The sequence below is a fragment of the Mesorhizobium sp. NPDC059025 genome (assembly GCF_042739655.1).
Lineage (GTDB): Bacteria > Pseudomonadota > Alphaproteobacteria > Rhizobiales > Rhizobiaceae > Mesorhizobium.
Genome location: NZ_JBHYIM010000002.1, coordinates 463,862 through 478,515, shown reverse-complemented (window position 1 = coordinate 478,515; position 14,654 = coordinate 463,862). Strand labels below are relative to the sequence as shown.

Below are 14,654 nucleotides of genomic sequence, written 5' to 3'. Positions count from 1 at the left end.
TGACGGCCAGACGACACTTGAAGAATCGTCGCTGGAAGCGCTACGTCTTGGCCTGGGCAGAAGGGAAGATGGCCATGGCGATATCCATGTATGATGCATCGGTCGCGGTGTTCCAAGCCAGGCTGAAGGCATTGGCCGGCGTATTGAACGCCGCCGAACAGAACGCGGCCGAACGCAAGATCGATCCGGAAGTCCTTCTTTTTGCACGTCTGGCGCCGGACATGTACCCGCTGACCCGGCAGGTGCAGATCGCAACCGATCATGCCAAGGGCGCAAGCTCAAGGCTGGCCGGACGTGATGCGCCGCGCTTCGAGGACGACGAGCAGACTTTCGACGACCTGCACGCCCGCATCGGCCGCACCACGGATTATCTGGCGACGTTCACGACGCAGGACATCGCGGGCTCCGAGGAAAAGACGGTCGAGCTTCGCCTGGGTGGCCGGCAGCTTTCAATGCCTGGCCTGCAATATCTGCTGCATTTCGCCATGCCCAACTTCTATTTCCACGTCACCACCGCTTACGACATCCTGCGCCACAATGGGGTACCCCTGGGCAAGGTCACCTTCATCAGCGGGGGGCAATCGCGAGAATGAAGTGTCGGGTCGCCGTTCCTATTGATGGCGACGGTCAGCGAAGCGCGGGGATACGGGCGATGCGCGGAAAGTCCGCCGGCTTGATGCCGGCTTCGGCACGGTCGGCGCGGCTCATTGCATAGATAAGCGCCAACGAGGCGCGATAGCGCACCTGCTCCTGCGGGCGCGGGCGGGCGAACATCTCGGTGAAGAACCCCATGGTTCTTGGCTCCGGTTGGTCCTCCCATCCTTCATATAGGTGATTCATGACCATTGTTGCAGTGCAGCATTGCCGCAGTATCTGGTTTTATGTTGCGTTGCACAATATGTCGCAGCCTGCCGCACGGCACCTTGGGGATGCCTTCGCTGTGGCTTCGACCCGGCGAGCCGGCCGCTAAAAATCCCGCCGCCGATGGCATGCATTTTTAACGAGCCGGATGTATCGTCCGCGCACGTTCGGTTGGGCGCGCATTGCTGGGAGGCTGACATCGCTACCGGAGCCAAGCAGGATTTCGCTTCCTTGCTCGACGATCTCTTTGTCGCTTCCAGTGAAGCAGACGAAGTCGGCGCCAAGCCGTCCATTCCCTTCGACTATCTTTCCGTCGTCGATGAACTGCATTCCGGCCGTATCAAGGTGTCGGGCGAGGCAGCGGCAGCCGAATATCGTGAGAGCGGCGCTGACCTGGCCGCCGAGTTCTCGGCTCTGCTCGACCAGGCACGCGTCGCGCTGGCAGACGAACATCCCAAGGCGGAGGAGATCCTCCCGCCGATCGATCCCGAGGCAATTGCTTCAGAACTCGGGCTCGGCCGCATTGCGAAGGCCGCTGATCTCGCACGCCTGCGTCGCGACTTCGCTTTCACCAATCATCCGGATCGCGTCGCGCCGCACCTGCGGCAACGCGCCATGATCCGCATGCAGGTGGCCAATATGCTCATCGACGACGCCAAGAAAAAAGCCCTGGCTGCCACGCGTCGCCGTTAATACGCTTCGTCTCACGCCTTTCCTGAAGCCTCGCAGGGCTTGGCCTGCAAGTCGGGCCTGCCTATGCTGGGCTTCCCCCATCCACGCATTGCCGCATACTTTGCGGCTGCAGACCCTCTCCGGAGAAAAAATGCAGAAAAGCCGTCTCGGCCGGACAGATATTCTTGTCTCAAGGATCTGCCTGGGTTCCATGACCTGGGGCCAGCAGAACACCGAAACCGAAGGGCACGCGCAGCTGGACCTGGCCTTCGCGCATGGCGTCAACTTCATCGATACGGCCGAACTCTATCCGATCCCGCCCAAGGCGGAGACGCAAGGGCGCACCGAAACGATCGTCGGCAGCTGGATGAAGGCGCGTGGCAACCGCGACAAGGTCGTTCTGGCCACCAAGGTGGTTGGCCGTACGGCCAGCGAATGGTTCCGCGGCGGTCGTACCTCCAGGCTGGTGCGCGCGGATATCTTCGACGCCATCGACAAATCGCTGGCCAGGCTCGGCACCGACCATGTCGACCTCTACCAGATCCACTGGCCGGATCGCGATGTGCCGTGGGGCGCCAATCCCACGCGGATTGGCGGTACGTCGCCGCGCGCGGATTCTCCCGGCGGCGGGGAAACCCCGATCGGCGAGACGCTGGCCGTCTTCGACGAGCTCGTGAAAGCCGGGAAGATCCGTCATTTCGGCCTGTCGAACGAAAGTTCCTGGGGCACGATGCGTTTCCTCGCCGAAAGCGACAGCGGCTTGGGGCCTCGCGTCGTCTCGCTGCAGAATGCCTACAACCTCGTCAACCGCACCTTCGAGGTGAACCTCGCCGAAGTCTGCGCCCGCGAAGATGTCTCGTTGTTGGCCTACTCGCCGCTGGCGCAGGGCTATCTCACCGGCAAATATGACCATGGTGCGCTTCCGGCAGGCTCACGCTCGCAACTGTTCAACCGCGGCCAACGCTACCAGACACCGAACGCCGCCGCTGTGCTGCTGGAATACAATGAACTGGCCCGTTCGTTCGGCATGGAGCCGGCGCTCTTTGCAGGCGCATATGTGATCAGCCGTCCCTTCGTCACGTCGAGCATCATCGGTGCAACCAGCATCGCCCAGCTCGAGACGGCGCTCGGCTGCGCCGATATGGCCTGGACAGAAGAGATGCAGAAAGCCGTCGATGCCGTGCATCAGCGCGTCGGCAATCCCTGTCCCTAGCGTTTCCGCCTTAGCGGAAGCACGGAAACATTGTGCCTCTTTGTTTATACGCAATTCCGGACGTAAAACCGCTGCACACTTTTGCTGGGATTGCTCTAGTCGCATGTTTTCGGATGCAGCATGAAGGTCCGACAGATTGAGCGAGGACAGGATGGATTTTCCGATTGAAGCCGTGCGTGCTGCATTCCCGGCACTTTCGCTGACCGATAGCGGCCGCCGACGCATCTATCTCGACAATCCGGCCGGCACACAAGTGCCGAAATCGGTCGCTGATGCGGTGTCACAATGCCTGCTCAGCACCAATGCCAATCTCGGTGGTTTCTTCGAGACGACCCTGGCCGCACAGAAGGTGGTGGATGATGCCCACGCCGCGATGGCGGATTTCCTCGGCGCGGAAACGGCACAGGAGATCATCGTCGGCGCCAACATGACGACGCTGACCTATCACCTGTCACGCACGCTTGGCCGAGACTTCGCGCCGGGCGACGAAATCATCCTCACGCGCATGGATCATGAGGGCAATGTCTCGCCCTGGCTGCAATTGGCTGAGGACCGCGGCCTTGTCGTGCGCTGGCTGCCTTTTGATCAGGAAAGCTGGCAGGTAGAACCGGCCGCCTTGGCAGCACTGCTCAACGATCGCACGCGGCTGGTGGCATTGAACTACGCCTCCAATCTCACCGGTTCGATCAACCGGGTGCGGGAGCTCAGCCGGATTGCCAGGGACGCCGGCGCGCTTGTCTATGTCGATGCCGTACAGTTCGCGCCGCATGGGCTTGTCGATGTCAGCGAAATCGGCTGCGACTTCCTGGTGTGCTCGGCTTACAAGTTCTTCGGCCCGCATATGGGCATCCTGTGGGGCAGGCGCACGGTCATCGAGGCCCTGAAGCCCTACAAATGCCGGTGCTCTTCCAATGATCTGCCCGAGCGCTTCGAGCTCGGCACACCGCAGATCGAGCTGATGGCGGGATTGACCGCAACGATCGATCATTTCGAGCGGCTGGGCGAACAGACCGGCTCGAGGGGCTCACGGCGCGAGAAGGTCGCGGCCGCATTCGACGCATCCATAGCCTATGAAAACGCCCTCGCGCTGCAGTTGATCGACGGGCTTTCCACGATCGATGGGCTGACCATCCACGGCATCACCGACAAGGCACGCGCGCATGAGCGGGTTCCGACCGTTTCATTCACGGTCGAAGGGATCGTGCCGGAAAGCATCGTCAGACCCATGAACGCCGAAGGCATCTTCCTGTGGTCGGGCCACAACTACGCCTGGGAGATCGTCCACCAGCTTGGCATTCCTGCCGACCAGGGCGTCGTGCGCATCGGCATCGCACACTACAACACCGCAGCCGAAATCGACGAGACGGTTGATAGCGTGACACGCACCATCGCCATGCTGCGGCAGCAGCGCTGACTGCTATCGCCGATGGCTGCTGCCGAAGCCGGTGAGGAAGCTGGTCAGGTTGGCGCCGAGCGCATCGCACAGATAGCCGCCCTCCTGCACGATCACCGTCGGCAAGCCGAGCCTGGCGATCGCCTCGCCAATACGTGCGAAGCCAGGCGTCGAGACCGACAGGCCGCCGAAGGGATCGCCTTCGAAAGCGTCGAGACCGAGTGCGATGACAAGGGCATCGGGCGCAAAGCTGCGGATTCGGCGGAAGGCAGCCTGAAGTACCTCGAGGAAAGCCTCGTCGCGGGATTTGCGGGGCAGGGGCAGGTTGAGGTTGTAGCCCAGGCCCGGACCTTCGCCGCGTTCATCGGCATGCCCCCAGAAGAATGGATAGAAGCGCACCGGGTCGGCGTGGATCGAGACTGTCAGGACGTCGGGCCGGGCGTAGAAGATCCCTTGCGTGCCGTTGCCATGATGCAGGTCGACATCGAGGATCGCCACCCGTGCCGCCTGCCTGCGCAGCACCTGTGCGGCCACGGCCGAATTGTTGACGAAACAGAAGCCTCCGGCCACATCGGCGAAAGCATGGTGGCCAGGCGGTCGGCAAAGCGCGTAGGCGGCGGGCTCGCCCGAAAGCACCGCTTCAGCCGCATCCACGGCACTCCAGGCGCTCCACAGCGCGCTGTTCCAGGTATCCTTTGAGATCGGGCAGGCGGTGTCGGCCATATGGTAGCCAGCCTGACCGACAGCCGAGGCAGGATAGGAGCCGGTGCGCGCGAGCGGGTGGATGTTCGGGATCACTTCCGCGGAGGCGCCCTCGATGCGTTGCCAGCGCTCGAAAATGTGCTCGAGGAAATCGAGATATTCCGGCGTGTGGACGGCAGCTATCGGTCCAAGCCCGTGATCGCGCGACCGTTCGACCGAGCATCCGGCGGCGATCGCGCCAGTCCTCAGGCGCTCGACACGTTCCGGTTGTTCCGGATTGGGCTGCGGTGCGCCGCTGGAAAGAAAGGCCTTCGGATCATGACGTTTCTGTTCGTCGGCGTAAAAAGCTCTCACGTCTCGTCCCCGAAATCCTTGGCTGTGGCAAAGGCGATGAACGCATCGCCGATGATCCTGTGGACCTGGTCGTCGTCCTGATGGGTGATGCCGATGCGATCATAGAAGCGCTGGGCACCGAAATTGCCGGTATCGACCGCGAGCTCCAGATAGACGCCACCGTCGTCATTGACCTGTCGCGCCAGACGTCGCAGCAGCTTCTCGCCAACCTTCTTGCCGCGGAAAGCCTCACCGACAAAAAGATCCTGGACAAAGGCGCCGGGCCGTCCCCTCCAGGTGGAGTAGATAGGAAAATACAGGCACATGCCGGCGAATTCTGAATCGATTTCTGCGATCAGGACCTGGAAATGCGGCCTGTCGCCAAAACCATCGCGGCGGATGTCGTCGGGCGTCGAGCGCACCTTGTGCAGTTCGCCGACCGTCTCGGCGATGCCCAGCAGGCCCGCATGGATATTGTCGGTATCCTCGGGACGAGCAGGGCGGATGTGAACTGTCGCTTGTTTCATATTGCTCATCAGAACGCCACCCGGTCACCACCCTTGAGCGCCAGCATCTGGCGCGCTTCGGCGGGAGTTGCGACTTCCAGCGACAGGCCTTCGAGTATTCCACGGATGCGCCTGACCTGATCGGCATTGGATTTTGCCAGCGCGCGGCCATCGTAGAGACTATCCTCGAGGCCGACACGGACATTGCCGCCCATGGCGGCTGCCATCGAGATCAGCGGCATCTGCTGGCGTCCGGCCGCGAGCACGGAGAACCTGTAGTCGCTGCCGAACAGCTTGTCGGCAATCCGCTTCATGTGGAGGAGGTTTTCAGGATCGGCACCGATCCCACCGAGAATGCCCAGCACGAACTGAATGAAGAGAGGACCTTGCGCCAGCCCCCGGTCCCTGAAATGGGCGAGCGAATAGAGGTGGCCGACATCGTAGCATTCGAATTCGAAGCGTGTGCCGCATCCTTTGCCGAGTTTGTCGAGGATGGTCTCCATGTCGGCGAAAGTGTTCTTGAAAATGGTATGCCGGGTCGCCTCCAGCAGCTTCGGTTCCCATTCGTGCTGCCAGTCACGTGGCTTGTCGAGCATCGGGAACAAGGCGAAATTCATCGATCCCATATTGAGCGAACACATTTCCGGCTCGGCCTGCAAAGGCGCCGCCAGGCGTTCGTCCAGACCCATCAGCGAGGAGCCGCCGGTGGTGATGTTCACCACTGCCTCGGTCGCCTGCTTGATGCGGGGCAGGAACTGCATGAACACGGCCGGATCCGCAGTCGGACGACCATCTTTCGGATCGCGCGCATGCAGATGCAGGATCGACGCGCCGGCCTCGGCCGCGGCAATGGCATCCGCAGCGATCTGGTCTGGCGTGATTGGCAGGTACGGCGACATGGTCGGTGTATGCACCGAACCGGTGACGGCACAGGTGATGATGACTTTGTTCGACGCCATGGCGATCCTCAGGAATTGACCGGCAGGCCGAGTTCATCGGCCAGGGCTTGCAGGCTGCCGCCCAGCACATCGACGATCTCGCCGATCTGTTCTTGCGTGACGATCAGGGGCGGGCAGACCATGAAATTGTCGCTCTCCGGCCCACCACGCACCCGGCGCGAATAGATGATCAGCCCGCGTTCGAAGGCAAGGTCGATGAGGCGCATATTGGCATTGTGCTCGCGCGGCAGCGGTGTTTTCGCGATCGCGTCGGCATAAAGCTCGGCGCCGAGCAACAGGCCTTTGCCGCGCACGTCGGCCACGAAGGGGAAACGCTTCGTCAAGGCCTGTAGTTCCCCTTTCAGGACCTCGCCCATGGCGGCGGCGTTCCTGGTGAGATCAAGCCTGTCGATCTCGCCAAGCACGGCAAGACCTGCAGCCGTGGCGACGGGATTGCCGCCATAGGTATGGCCATGCAGGAAGCCGCCCATGGCAAGCACCGGGCCGACAATCGCTTCGGTTGCTGCGATCGCACCCAACGGCGCATAGCCTGACGACAGCCCCTTGGAGAGCACGACGATATCCGGCCGGCAGTTCCAGTGATCGCCGCCGAGGAAGCGACCGGTACGGCCAATGCCGGTCATCACCTCGTCGTGGATGAGCAGGATGCCGTGGCGGTCGCAGATTTCACGGATACGGGCGAAATGGCTGTCGGGTGGCACCAGGGCAGCGGTCGCCGCGCCACCGATCGGTTCCATAATGAAGGCGAGCACGCTGTCGGCGCCTTCTTCGATGATCTTGTCCTCGAGCATGTCGGCATAGCGCAGCCCACGCTGCTCAAGCGTCAGGTTATCCTTGTCCCGGTGCACGAAAGGTGCCGGCACCAGCGGCATCGATCTGCCGATGGGCGTGAAGGCAGGTGTCAGGACTTCGTCGCCGGTGACACCAAGCGAACCGATGGTGATGCCGTGATAGGACGGCATGCGTCCGATGATTTTCCAGCGCCTGGGCTGGTTCGTGGCGACGGCCCATTGCCGCGCGAGCTTCAGGCTGGCTTCCACTGCCTCGGAACCGCCGGAAACGAAGTAGATGCGGTCCAGCCCTGTCGGCAGGCGTTGCGCCAGTTCACGCCCCAGCGCGAGTGCCGGTTCGCTTTCGAAATGGATGGTGTAGGCGAAGCTGACGCGATCCATCTGCCGCTTCATCGCGTCGATCACGGCCTGGTTGCCATGACCGACATTGACGTTCACCGCCCCGCTGGAGCCGTCGATGTAGCGGCGGCCTTGCTTGTCCCACAGATAGATGCCGGCTGCGCGATCCACGGTCGGGCGCGGCAGTCGGGTGAAATGGAAGAGGTTGGGTTTTGTCACGGAAGCTCCAGCGGAGGATCTTGTGGGTGTCGCGGTCATGAGGATCGTGCGCCGAGGAAACGGTCAAGCACATTGGCCGTCACGCGCTCGACCATGGCATCCTGGCGCAGCAGTCCGGCCACCCACTCGCAACTACCGGCATGGAAGACCTCGCCCTTGCCGCGCTGGAAGGAGACGATCATGCCGTTCGCGCGCTTGACCTTGTCGAGATTGGCGTCGCTCGCCTCGCCAAAAAGGGTTTCGGCACTGAAGCGCCCGTCTTCGTCGCCGAGAAACTGATCCTCCGGTGCGATATCGGCGCTTTCTTCAACCTGGGACGCCATGCCGACGGCGAGGATCTCCAGGCCGGCTGGCGCGCCGCTGCCGGCGGTCGGGTAGGGCAGCCCGCCACGGATTTCATGCTCCAGGCCATCCACCTCATAACCGAAGATATGACTGTCGGCGCCGAGCAGGTCGCCGTAGTAGAGACCGGTTCCGGCGAAAGCCCAATGCTCGGGCCGATGGATCGGAAAGCCGCGCGCGCCACGGGGTGCGCAGCCGCCCCAGCCGGCATAAAGACCGCGTGTGGCATTCAATCCGAATGTTTCCGCCCCAGGCCTGCCGATTTCCGGAGCTTCCCACGAATGGGTGGCTCGGTGAACGTCGCCACCGTTGTAGATCGGGTCTTCAGCGCGGGCGCGGTACTTGTAGCAGACTTGTCGTCGGCCCTCGTTCTCCAGCCGCGTCTGCCACATGAAATTGCCGGCGAAGCGCGCGGCGTGACCGCCTCCTTCAACATAGGCGTCGACGGCGTCACGCATCTCCCACGTCCAGTATTCGTCGTGCCCGACGAAGACGACACAATCGTAGCCGTCGAGGATCTCGGGGGTGAAGTGCAGATCGTGCTGGCTGGCAAGGTCTATCGCATAGCCGCTGCGTTCCGCGAAACGGAAGAAGTGGCTGTCATAGCTTGCCCAGCCGGACGACGTATACTTCTTTGAGTGACCGGTGGCGTAAGCCCATTCCATATGCGGATAGCGCGGCGCGGTCTTCGGCGGCATGGACACGCCATGCGGCACGCGCGGGGCCTCCGGCGGCAGCGTGACGAAACCGCGGCACCACGGCCGCTCGATCGACACGACCGGCGAATACTGGTTGCCGTTCGGTCCGGTGATGCCTTCGTAGTGATTGGAGCCGCCCCAGGTGTTGTAGGCCAGCCAGGTTCCGGTCGCCGCCACCTGGAGGATCCGACCGCTTCTTTTGCCTGCTTTCGGTGCGACAATGAAGAGATGTCGATACTGGATCGGCTGCTCGTCACGGCCTCGCGCCGTTAGCGTCATCCTGTAGGCGCCGGACGGCCAATCGATACCGACTGCAAACTCGTAGGAGGTCTCCCAGCCGCAGCCTTCCACCGAACAGTGTTCGGGGGTGTCCTGCCAATGGCAGTCGATGTCAGCCTGTTCGAAAACCGCGACTTCCATGCCGCCGTCACGAACGATCTCGATTGAAAAGCGCGCCGCCGTCGCACTGACCTGCAGCCGCACGATCTCTCCCGGACGATAGGACAAGTGATCGGTATAGGCCCAGATCTCGCCGCGGACGCCATCCATGCCCGGTTTCTCATAGTAATGGCTTCTCACGGCGGCGTGGCGCTGCTGCGGGGTCAACCCGAAGTCTGGAAATGTCGAAGGCGATCGATTCATGGCAGGCCCGTGCGTCGCCGCCATTTCGACCATCGCCTCGCGGGGCGTCAAATGGAAAGCATCGGGCCAGCAACTGCTTGGTGCTGGCGTGTAAACCGACTATCTAAGACGGAGAGATGTTTTGCGGGAGCCGCCATGCTGAGAGTGCACAGGGTGAAGATCGACGACATCTATGTGCCGACGGCACGACGCAAGACATTGCACCCTGAAACCGTCCGCCATCTTGCCGAAGACATTCTGGAGAACGGCATGAAAATGCCGATCCAGGTTCGGCACGATGGCAAGCGCCATGTGCTCGTCGAGGGCTTGCATCGGCTGGAAGCGGCGAAGTGGCTTGGTGAGGAAGCGATCGACGCGTATCTGGTGCAGGCGAGAAAGCACTGACGTTTTTGCTAGCAAGCTTCTGAAATGAATCCTGTTTTCGGATTGTTCGCCAATTTTTTCGGCAATGATGTCGGGTTGGGGGCCGGCCGTCCGTCCTCGGTGGGAAGATCGAAATCAACCCATTTAGGAGAGAATGACCATGGCTACCAAACTTGACATTGCACCATCGTCGGAGAACGAACTGGTTCTGGCCCGCATCATCGATGCGCCGCGCGAAGCCGTCTACCGCTGCTGGACCGACCCGAAGCTGATGACGCAGTGGTTCGCCCCGAAACCGTGGACAACGCCGCGTGCCGAAGTGGATCTGCGCGCCGGTGGCGCATCCCTGGTGGTGATGGCAGGCCCGGACGGCAGCGAGTTCCCGAACGCCGGCCAATATCTGGAAGTGGTCCCCGGTAGGAAGCTCGTGTTTACCGATGCCTATATCGGCGACTGGCAGCCTTCACAGAAGCCTTTCATGACCGTCGTGTTGACCTTCGAGGACGAAGGCGCTGGCAAGACCCGCTACATTGCGCGCGTCCGGCACTGGAATGCCGCCGATCGCGAGCAGCATGAGCAGATGGGTTTTCACGAAGGGTGGGGCATCTGTGCGGACCAGCTCGAGGCCTTGGCCGGAACGCTTTGATCGACCGCGCGAATAGGGCACATCACAGCTTTTCATTTGACGGCATGGAGCGGCAGGCTACCGTGCCGTTCCTTTTCTCGAGAAGCCGGAACGATAATGAAATACCAGGGTGGTTGCCTGTGCGGTGCTGTGCGCTATTCGGCCGAAGGCGAACCGATCAATCAGCGCGTCTGCCATTGCCGCCTGTGCCAGAAAGCGATCGGCGCGGCGTTCAATGCACGGCTTCTGTTTCACATCGATGCGGTGACTGTCGAAGGGCCTCTGGCCATGGTCAGCTCTTCTGCGGAGATCAGGCGCGGCTTCTGTCCACATTGCGGCACGACCATGTTCTCGCGTCGCGACAAGGCGGGGGTCATGGGCGTGACTTCGGGGTCGCTCGACGATCCGGCCGTGTTCTCTCCCGACATGCACATCTTCATGGCTTCAAAGCAGCGCTGGCTCGTGATCGATGACGGCTTGCCGCAGTTCGAGGGCGCGCCGCCGCCAGCGTAGACCACGGCTGGACGTGCCTCGAGCGAATGTGAAACACATCGCGGACGCTGCCGCATTTTTTTCTTTAAATTCCTCGAAATAGCCGACGAAGCATCATTGGTCTGCCATGTTTGGCGCCCTATCTATGCATCGCGGGTGGCCTTCGAAGAGGCGAGACATGAGTGAGCGCAAAGAGACACTGGAAGAGCTTTTGGGCGACCAGATCGTGCAGCTCGTGATGGAGCGCGACGGCTGGCGGCCGGAACATGTACGTCTGCTTCTAGAAAGGGCCCGAATGCGTTCGGGCATCGAGCCGTCGGTTCCGCCGGCGCATATCATCGCTAAGGCCTGTCTGCCGCAATGGATGGGCAGCTGAATGAGATTTGCTGGCTAGCCATTCGCGAGTGGCGCGACGAAGCGTCTTTCCCGGTTGGCAGCGAGTCGGAGATTTAACGGCCCCGTCAAAGCACGGGGCCGTTTTTCATAAGAGCATTTTTTCGGGAGTTCCAGGAACAGAAGCGCTCTAGTGGCAGCTGCCACAGCAGCTGACGACAAGCTTCTCATTGGCGTAGCCGGCCTGCAGGATTGCGGCCGCCACGGCGTCTTCGTCGGCAGCGCCTTCCACCGAAACGGTTGATGCGCCGAGGTCGACTGTCACCTTGGCTTTTGGATCGACACCTTTCACCGCCTTCTCGACCGTGCTGGCACAATGGCCGCATGTCATTTCCGGAACTTTCAGGTTCAGCATCGGAACACTCCTTTCGTGGCTGATGAGCCGGTTGTGGGCCTTGCCATGCTGGGAAGGTCAAGCGCCTTCCTGCGCGGGATTTGTGATGCGCGACTTGCGACCCACGCGCCCCGACGAAATTTCAGAAGTTGCGCCTTGACCTTCCAGTAACTGGAAGCCTTATCTGCAGCTGCAACAACCGCAAGGGAGTTGCGAAATCCATGATTATGCCGACCTTTTTCTTCCACCAAAGCAACATCACCCATCCTTGCTGGACGAGGGGCGGCCAATGAACATCGGACAGGCGTCCAGCGCTTCGGGCGTATCGGCCAAGATGATCCGATACTACGAACAGGTCGGATTGATCGCCAGTCCGGCACGCACCGAAGCCGGCTACAGGGACTATTCGGCGGATGAGATACATATGCTGCGCTTCATCCGGCGGGCACGCGATCTCGGCTTTTCTGTCGAACAGATGACCAACCTGCTCGCGCTGTGGAGCGATCGTTCGCGCGCCAGCAGCGACGTGAAGCGTTTTGCGATGGCACATGTCGTCGAGCTGGAGCGCAAGATGCGCGAGCTGCGCGCCATGGCGGAGACGCTGCGGCATCTGGCCAAGACGTGCCACGGCGACGAGCGGCCGAATTGTCCGATCATCGAAGAACTATCGAGCGGCCATGAAGCAGTTCCGCCCAAACCAAAGCGCGCCATCGCCAGACGTTATGGCGGGCATTGAACCGCAACGATCAAGAACAGAGCAACAGGAGTTCCCCATGCATCGGCGCACCTTTCTCACGGCGGGTCTTGCGACACTTGCTGCCGGCAGCCAGGCGTTGGCGCAAATGAAGATGGACGACATGAACGCGATGCCAGGCATGGATCATTCCGCTCACGGCATGCCGGCCCACCCCGCCAAGCCTGCCGCGTCGCTGATGCTGAAGGAGGGCGAAGCGTTGCGTGACTTGCCTCGGTTGGCCAACGAGAGCACCGACGCCGGTCTGTTCCGCGCCAGGCTGGCGGCGGCGCCGGCGACGGCCCGTTTTGCCGAAGGCGTCGAAACGCCCGTGCTTGCCTACAACGGCATGAGCCCAGGGCCGCTGATCGAGGCCTTCGAAGGCGATCGCATCGAGATCGATTTCACCAATGATATTCCAGGCGAGGACAGCACAATCCACTGGCATGGCATGCCGGTGCCGGCAGACCAGGATGGCAATCCGATGGATCCCGTCGTCGCTGGTGCCACCCGCCGTTATGCATTCGATCTGCCGGCCGGGAGTGCTGCTTCGTACTGGTTTCATCCGCATCCGCACGGCAGGACGGCCGAACAGGTTTATCGGGGGCTTGCCGGTATCTTCCTGGTCAAGCCGAAGGCCGATCCGGTGCCTGCGGCATATGGCGATACGGTTCTCGTCTTCACGGACCTGCGTCTTGCGGCTGATGGGTCCATCCCGGAAAATTCGATGATGGATCTGATGAACGGCCGTGTCGGCGATCATGTCCTGGTCAATGGCCAGAAAAACCCGGTCCTCGACGTGCCGCTTGGCGCCAAACGCCGCTTCCGCTTCTTCAATGCCACCAACGCCCGCTTCCTGAAACTCTCCTTCGGCGCGGCGACTATGACCGTGATCGGCACCGACGGTGGTTTGCTGGAGGCTCCGGTCGCGGTCGGCGATGTGTTGCTGGCGCCGGCGGAACGGCTCGAACTGGTGGTTTCGTTCGATAGGCCGGGTGAGGTCAAGCTCGAAACGCTTGCCTATGAGCGTGGTTGGATGGGCCCGGGCAAGCCGGACGATTCCGGGCTGACACTGCTGACCGTCAATGTAGCCAGCGAAGCGGGCGAGCCGATGCCGCCGCTGCCCGAAAAGCTGCGTGCCATTGCGGCCCTCGGCAACGCGACAATCAACCGTCGTTTCGTCTTCACCGAGAAGATGGGCATGGGCGCCAGCGGCATGGAAATGGGCTTTTTCATCAATGACGTCGCCTTTGACATGAAACGCGTCGACGTGACCGCCAGGGTTGGCGAAGTCGAGCTGTGGGAAGTGATCAACAAGGCTGACATGGACCATCCATTCCACGTCCACGGTACCCAGTTCCAGGTGGTTGAGCACGAGCGCGACGGCAAGGTGAGCCCGTCAGCCTATCGGGCTTGGAAAGACACGGTCAACGTCGCAAAGGGTGAAACCGTAAGGCTGCTGCTGAAGCAGGATCTGCCGGGGCAGCGTATGTATCATTGCCACATCCTGGAGCACGAACAGCTTGGCATGATGGGCATTGTCGACGTAACAGTCTGAGCATGAAGGGCGGCGGGTCATATTGGGTTTGATGGACGTACTCGCATCCTATGGCGCGTTGTTCGTCAGCGCGTTTCTCGCCGCAACTCTGCTGCCAGCATCGTCCGAACTGGTTTTGCTCGGATTGCTTGCCGCCGGTCGTGGCGACCCCGTCCTTCTTGTCGTCGTGGCGACGGTCGGCAATACGGCGGGATCGGTGGTGAACTGGGCGATCGGCCGTGGCGTCGAAGTGCTGCATGGCCGTCGCTGGTTTCCCGTATCTCGTGAATATTATGAGAAGGCCGGCAGCCTGTTCAGGCGCTACGGCCTGTGGACGCTGCCTTTCGCCTGGCTGCCGGTCATTGGTGACGCCCTGACGGTCGCTGCGGGTGCGGCACGTGTCAGCCTATGGCGTTTCGTCGTGCTGGTTGGGTTCGGCAAGGCTGCGCGCTATGCGGCAATCGTTGTCGGGCATGCATGGGTGACAGGCTGAGGAGTGGCCGGCAG

General features: G+C 61.7%; 18 protein-coding genes. 11 read left to right on the top strand and 7 right to left on the bottom strand.

Annotation, left to right across the window (positions count from 1 at the left end; translation table 11 throughout):
* Positions 1 to 74 precede the first annotated feature (74 nt).
* The gene (locus ACFWYE_RS06545; protein ID WP_379110317.1) at positions 75 to 593 is read left to right on the top strand and encodes a DUF1993 family protein; all 519 of its coding nucleotides are present in this window, start codon (positions 75 to 77) and stop codon (positions 591 to 593) included.
* 34 nt (positions 594 to 627) lie between these two features.
* Here the strand turns inward: ACFWYE_RS06545 and ACFWYE_RS06540 are convergent, their stop codons facing one another.
* The gene (locus tag ACFWYE_RS06540; RefSeq protein WP_180882729.1) at positions 628 to 792 is read right to left on the bottom strand and encodes a hypothetical protein; all 165 of its coding nucleotides are present in this window, start codon (positions 790 to 792) and stop codon (positions 628 to 630) included.
* 300 nt (positions 793 to 1,092) lie between these two features.
* On the opposite strand from ACFWYE_RS06540, the gene ACFWYE_RS06535 reads away from it, so the two are divergent.
* The 3 genes from ACFWYE_RS06535 to ACFWYE_RS06525 all read left to right on the top strand — a co-directional run bounded on the left by ACFWYE_RS06535 (position 1,093) and on the right by ACFWYE_RS06525 (position 4,160).
* Positions 1,093 to 1,554, top strand: a complete 462-nt coding sequence (locus tag ACFWYE_RS06535) for a hypothetical protein (RefSeq protein ID WP_379110315.1) — start codon at positions 1,093 to 1,095, stop codon at positions 1,552 to 1,554.
* A 130-nt stretch (positions 1,555 to 1,684) separates the two neighbouring features.
* Complete coding sequence (locus ACFWYE_RS06530) at positions 1,685 to 2,746, top strand: aldo/keto reductase (RefSeq protein ID WP_379110313.1); 1,062 nt, start codon at positions 1,685 to 1,687, stop codon at positions 2,744 to 2,746.
* A gap of 151 nt (positions 2,747 to 2,897) precedes the next feature.
* Entirely contained in the window at positions 2,898 to 4,160 is a 1,263-nt protein-coding gene (locus tag ACFWYE_RS06525) for a cysteine desulfurase-like protein (RefSeq protein WP_379110311.1), read from the top strand.
* Between the two features lie 3 nt (positions 4,161 to 4,163).
* Here ACFWYE_RS06525 and ACFWYE_RS06520 read toward each other — a convergent pair whose 3' ends face one another.
* The 5 genes from ACFWYE_RS06520 to ACFWYE_RS06500 are packed head-to-tail and all read right to left on the bottom strand — an operon-like array spanning position 4,164 to position 9,670.
* Entirely contained in the window at positions 4,164 to 5,195 is a 1,032-nt protein-coding gene (locus ACFWYE_RS06520) for a histone deacetylase family protein (RefSeq protein WP_379110309.1), read from the bottom strand.
* A complete protein-coding gene (locus ACFWYE_RS06515; RefSeq protein ID WP_379110307.1) occupies positions 5,192 to 5,710 on the bottom strand; it encodes a GNAT family N-acetyltransferase in 519 nt (172 codons plus the stop codon). Before ACFWYE_RS06515 ends, ACFWYE_RS06520 begins: the two co-directional genes overlap by 4 nt.
* Complete coding sequence (locus ACFWYE_RS06510; RefSeq protein ID WP_379110305.1) at positions 5,710 to 6,639, bottom strand: 3-keto-5-aminohexanoate cleavage protein; 930 nt, start codon at positions 6,637 to 6,639, stop codon at positions 5,710 to 5,712. The genes ACFWYE_RS06515 and ACFWYE_RS06510 overlap by 1 nt, the downstream gene beginning before the upstream one ends.
* A gap of 8 nt (positions 6,640 to 6,647) precedes the next feature.
* On the bottom strand, positions 6,648 to 7,988 hold the full coding sequence (locus tag ACFWYE_RS06505) for an aspartate aminotransferase family protein (protein ID WP_379110304.1): 1,341 nt from the start codon (positions 7,986 to 7,988) through the stop codon (positions 6,648 to 6,650).
* Positions 7,989 to 8,023: 35 nt separating this feature from the next.
* Positions 8,024 to 9,670: a N,N-dimethylformamidase beta subunit family domain-containing protein gene (locus tag ACFWYE_RS06500; protein ID WP_379110303.1), complete on the bottom strand. Its 1,647-nt coding sequence runs from the start codon at positions 9,668 to 9,670 to the stop codon at positions 8,024 to 8,026.
* A 135-nt stretch (positions 9,671 to 9,805) separates the two neighbouring features.
* On the opposite strand from ACFWYE_RS06500, the gene ACFWYE_RS06495 reads away from it, so the two are divergent.
* From ACFWYE_RS06495 to ACFWYE_RS06480, 4 genes are all read left to right on the top strand, one after another.
* Complete coding sequence (locus tag ACFWYE_RS06495; protein WP_379072572.1) at positions 9,806 to 10,054, top strand: ParB N-terminal domain-containing protein; 249 nt, start codon at positions 9,806 to 9,808, stop codon at positions 10,052 to 10,054.
* A gap of 139 nt (positions 10,055 to 10,193) precedes the next feature.
* Positions 10,194 to 10,679, top strand: coding sequence for an SRPBCC family protein (locus ACFWYE_RS06490; RefSeq protein ID WP_379110302.1), 486 nt, complete (start codon positions 10,194 to 10,196; stop codon positions 10,677 to 10,679).
* 93 nt (positions 10,680 to 10,772) lie between these two features.
* On the top strand, positions 10,773 to 11,171 hold the full coding sequence (locus ACFWYE_RS06485) for a GFA family protein (protein WP_379110626.1): 399 nt from the start codon (positions 10,773 to 10,775) through the stop codon (positions 11,169 to 11,171).
* 157 nt (positions 11,172 to 11,328) lie between these two features.
* Entirely contained in the window at positions 11,329 to 11,526 is a 198-nt protein-coding gene (locus ACFWYE_RS06480) for a hypothetical protein (RefSeq protein ID WP_379110301.1), read from the top strand.
* A gap of 147 nt (positions 11,527 to 11,673) precedes the next feature.
* Here the strand turns inward: ACFWYE_RS06480 and ACFWYE_RS06475 are convergent, their stop codons facing one another.
* Positions 11,674 to 11,898: a heavy-metal-associated domain-containing protein gene (locus ACFWYE_RS06475; RefSeq protein ID WP_129415810.1), complete on the bottom strand. Its 225-nt coding sequence runs from the start codon at positions 11,896 to 11,898 to the stop codon at positions 11,674 to 11,676.
* Positions 11,899 to 12,166: 268 nt separating this feature from the next.
* Between ACFWYE_RS06475 and cueR the strand changes: the two genes are divergently transcribed.
* Genes cueR through ACFWYE_RS06460 form a run of 3 tightly spaced genes read left to right on the top strand, consistent with a single transcriptional unit; the run spans position 12,167 to position 14,640 of the window.
* Positions 12,167 to 12,613, top strand: a complete 447-nt coding sequence (gene cueR / locus ACFWYE_RS06470) for a Cu(I)-responsive transcriptional regulator (RefSeq protein ID WP_379110299.1) — start codon at positions 12,167 to 12,169, stop codon at positions 12,611 to 12,613.
* Between the two features lie 37 nt (positions 12,614 to 12,650).
* Positions 12,651 to 14,168: a multicopper oxidase family protein gene (locus ACFWYE_RS06465; RefSeq protein ID WP_379110298.1), complete on the top strand. Its 1,518-nt coding sequence runs from the start codon at positions 12,651 to 12,653 to the stop codon at positions 14,166 to 14,168.
* Positions 14,169 to 14,199: 31 nt separating this feature from the next.
* A complete protein-coding gene (locus ACFWYE_RS06460) occupies positions 14,200 to 14,640 on the top strand; it encodes a YqaA family protein (protein WP_379110296.1) in 441 nt (146 codons plus the stop codon).
* Positions 14,641 to 14,654: the final 14 nt, after the last annotated feature.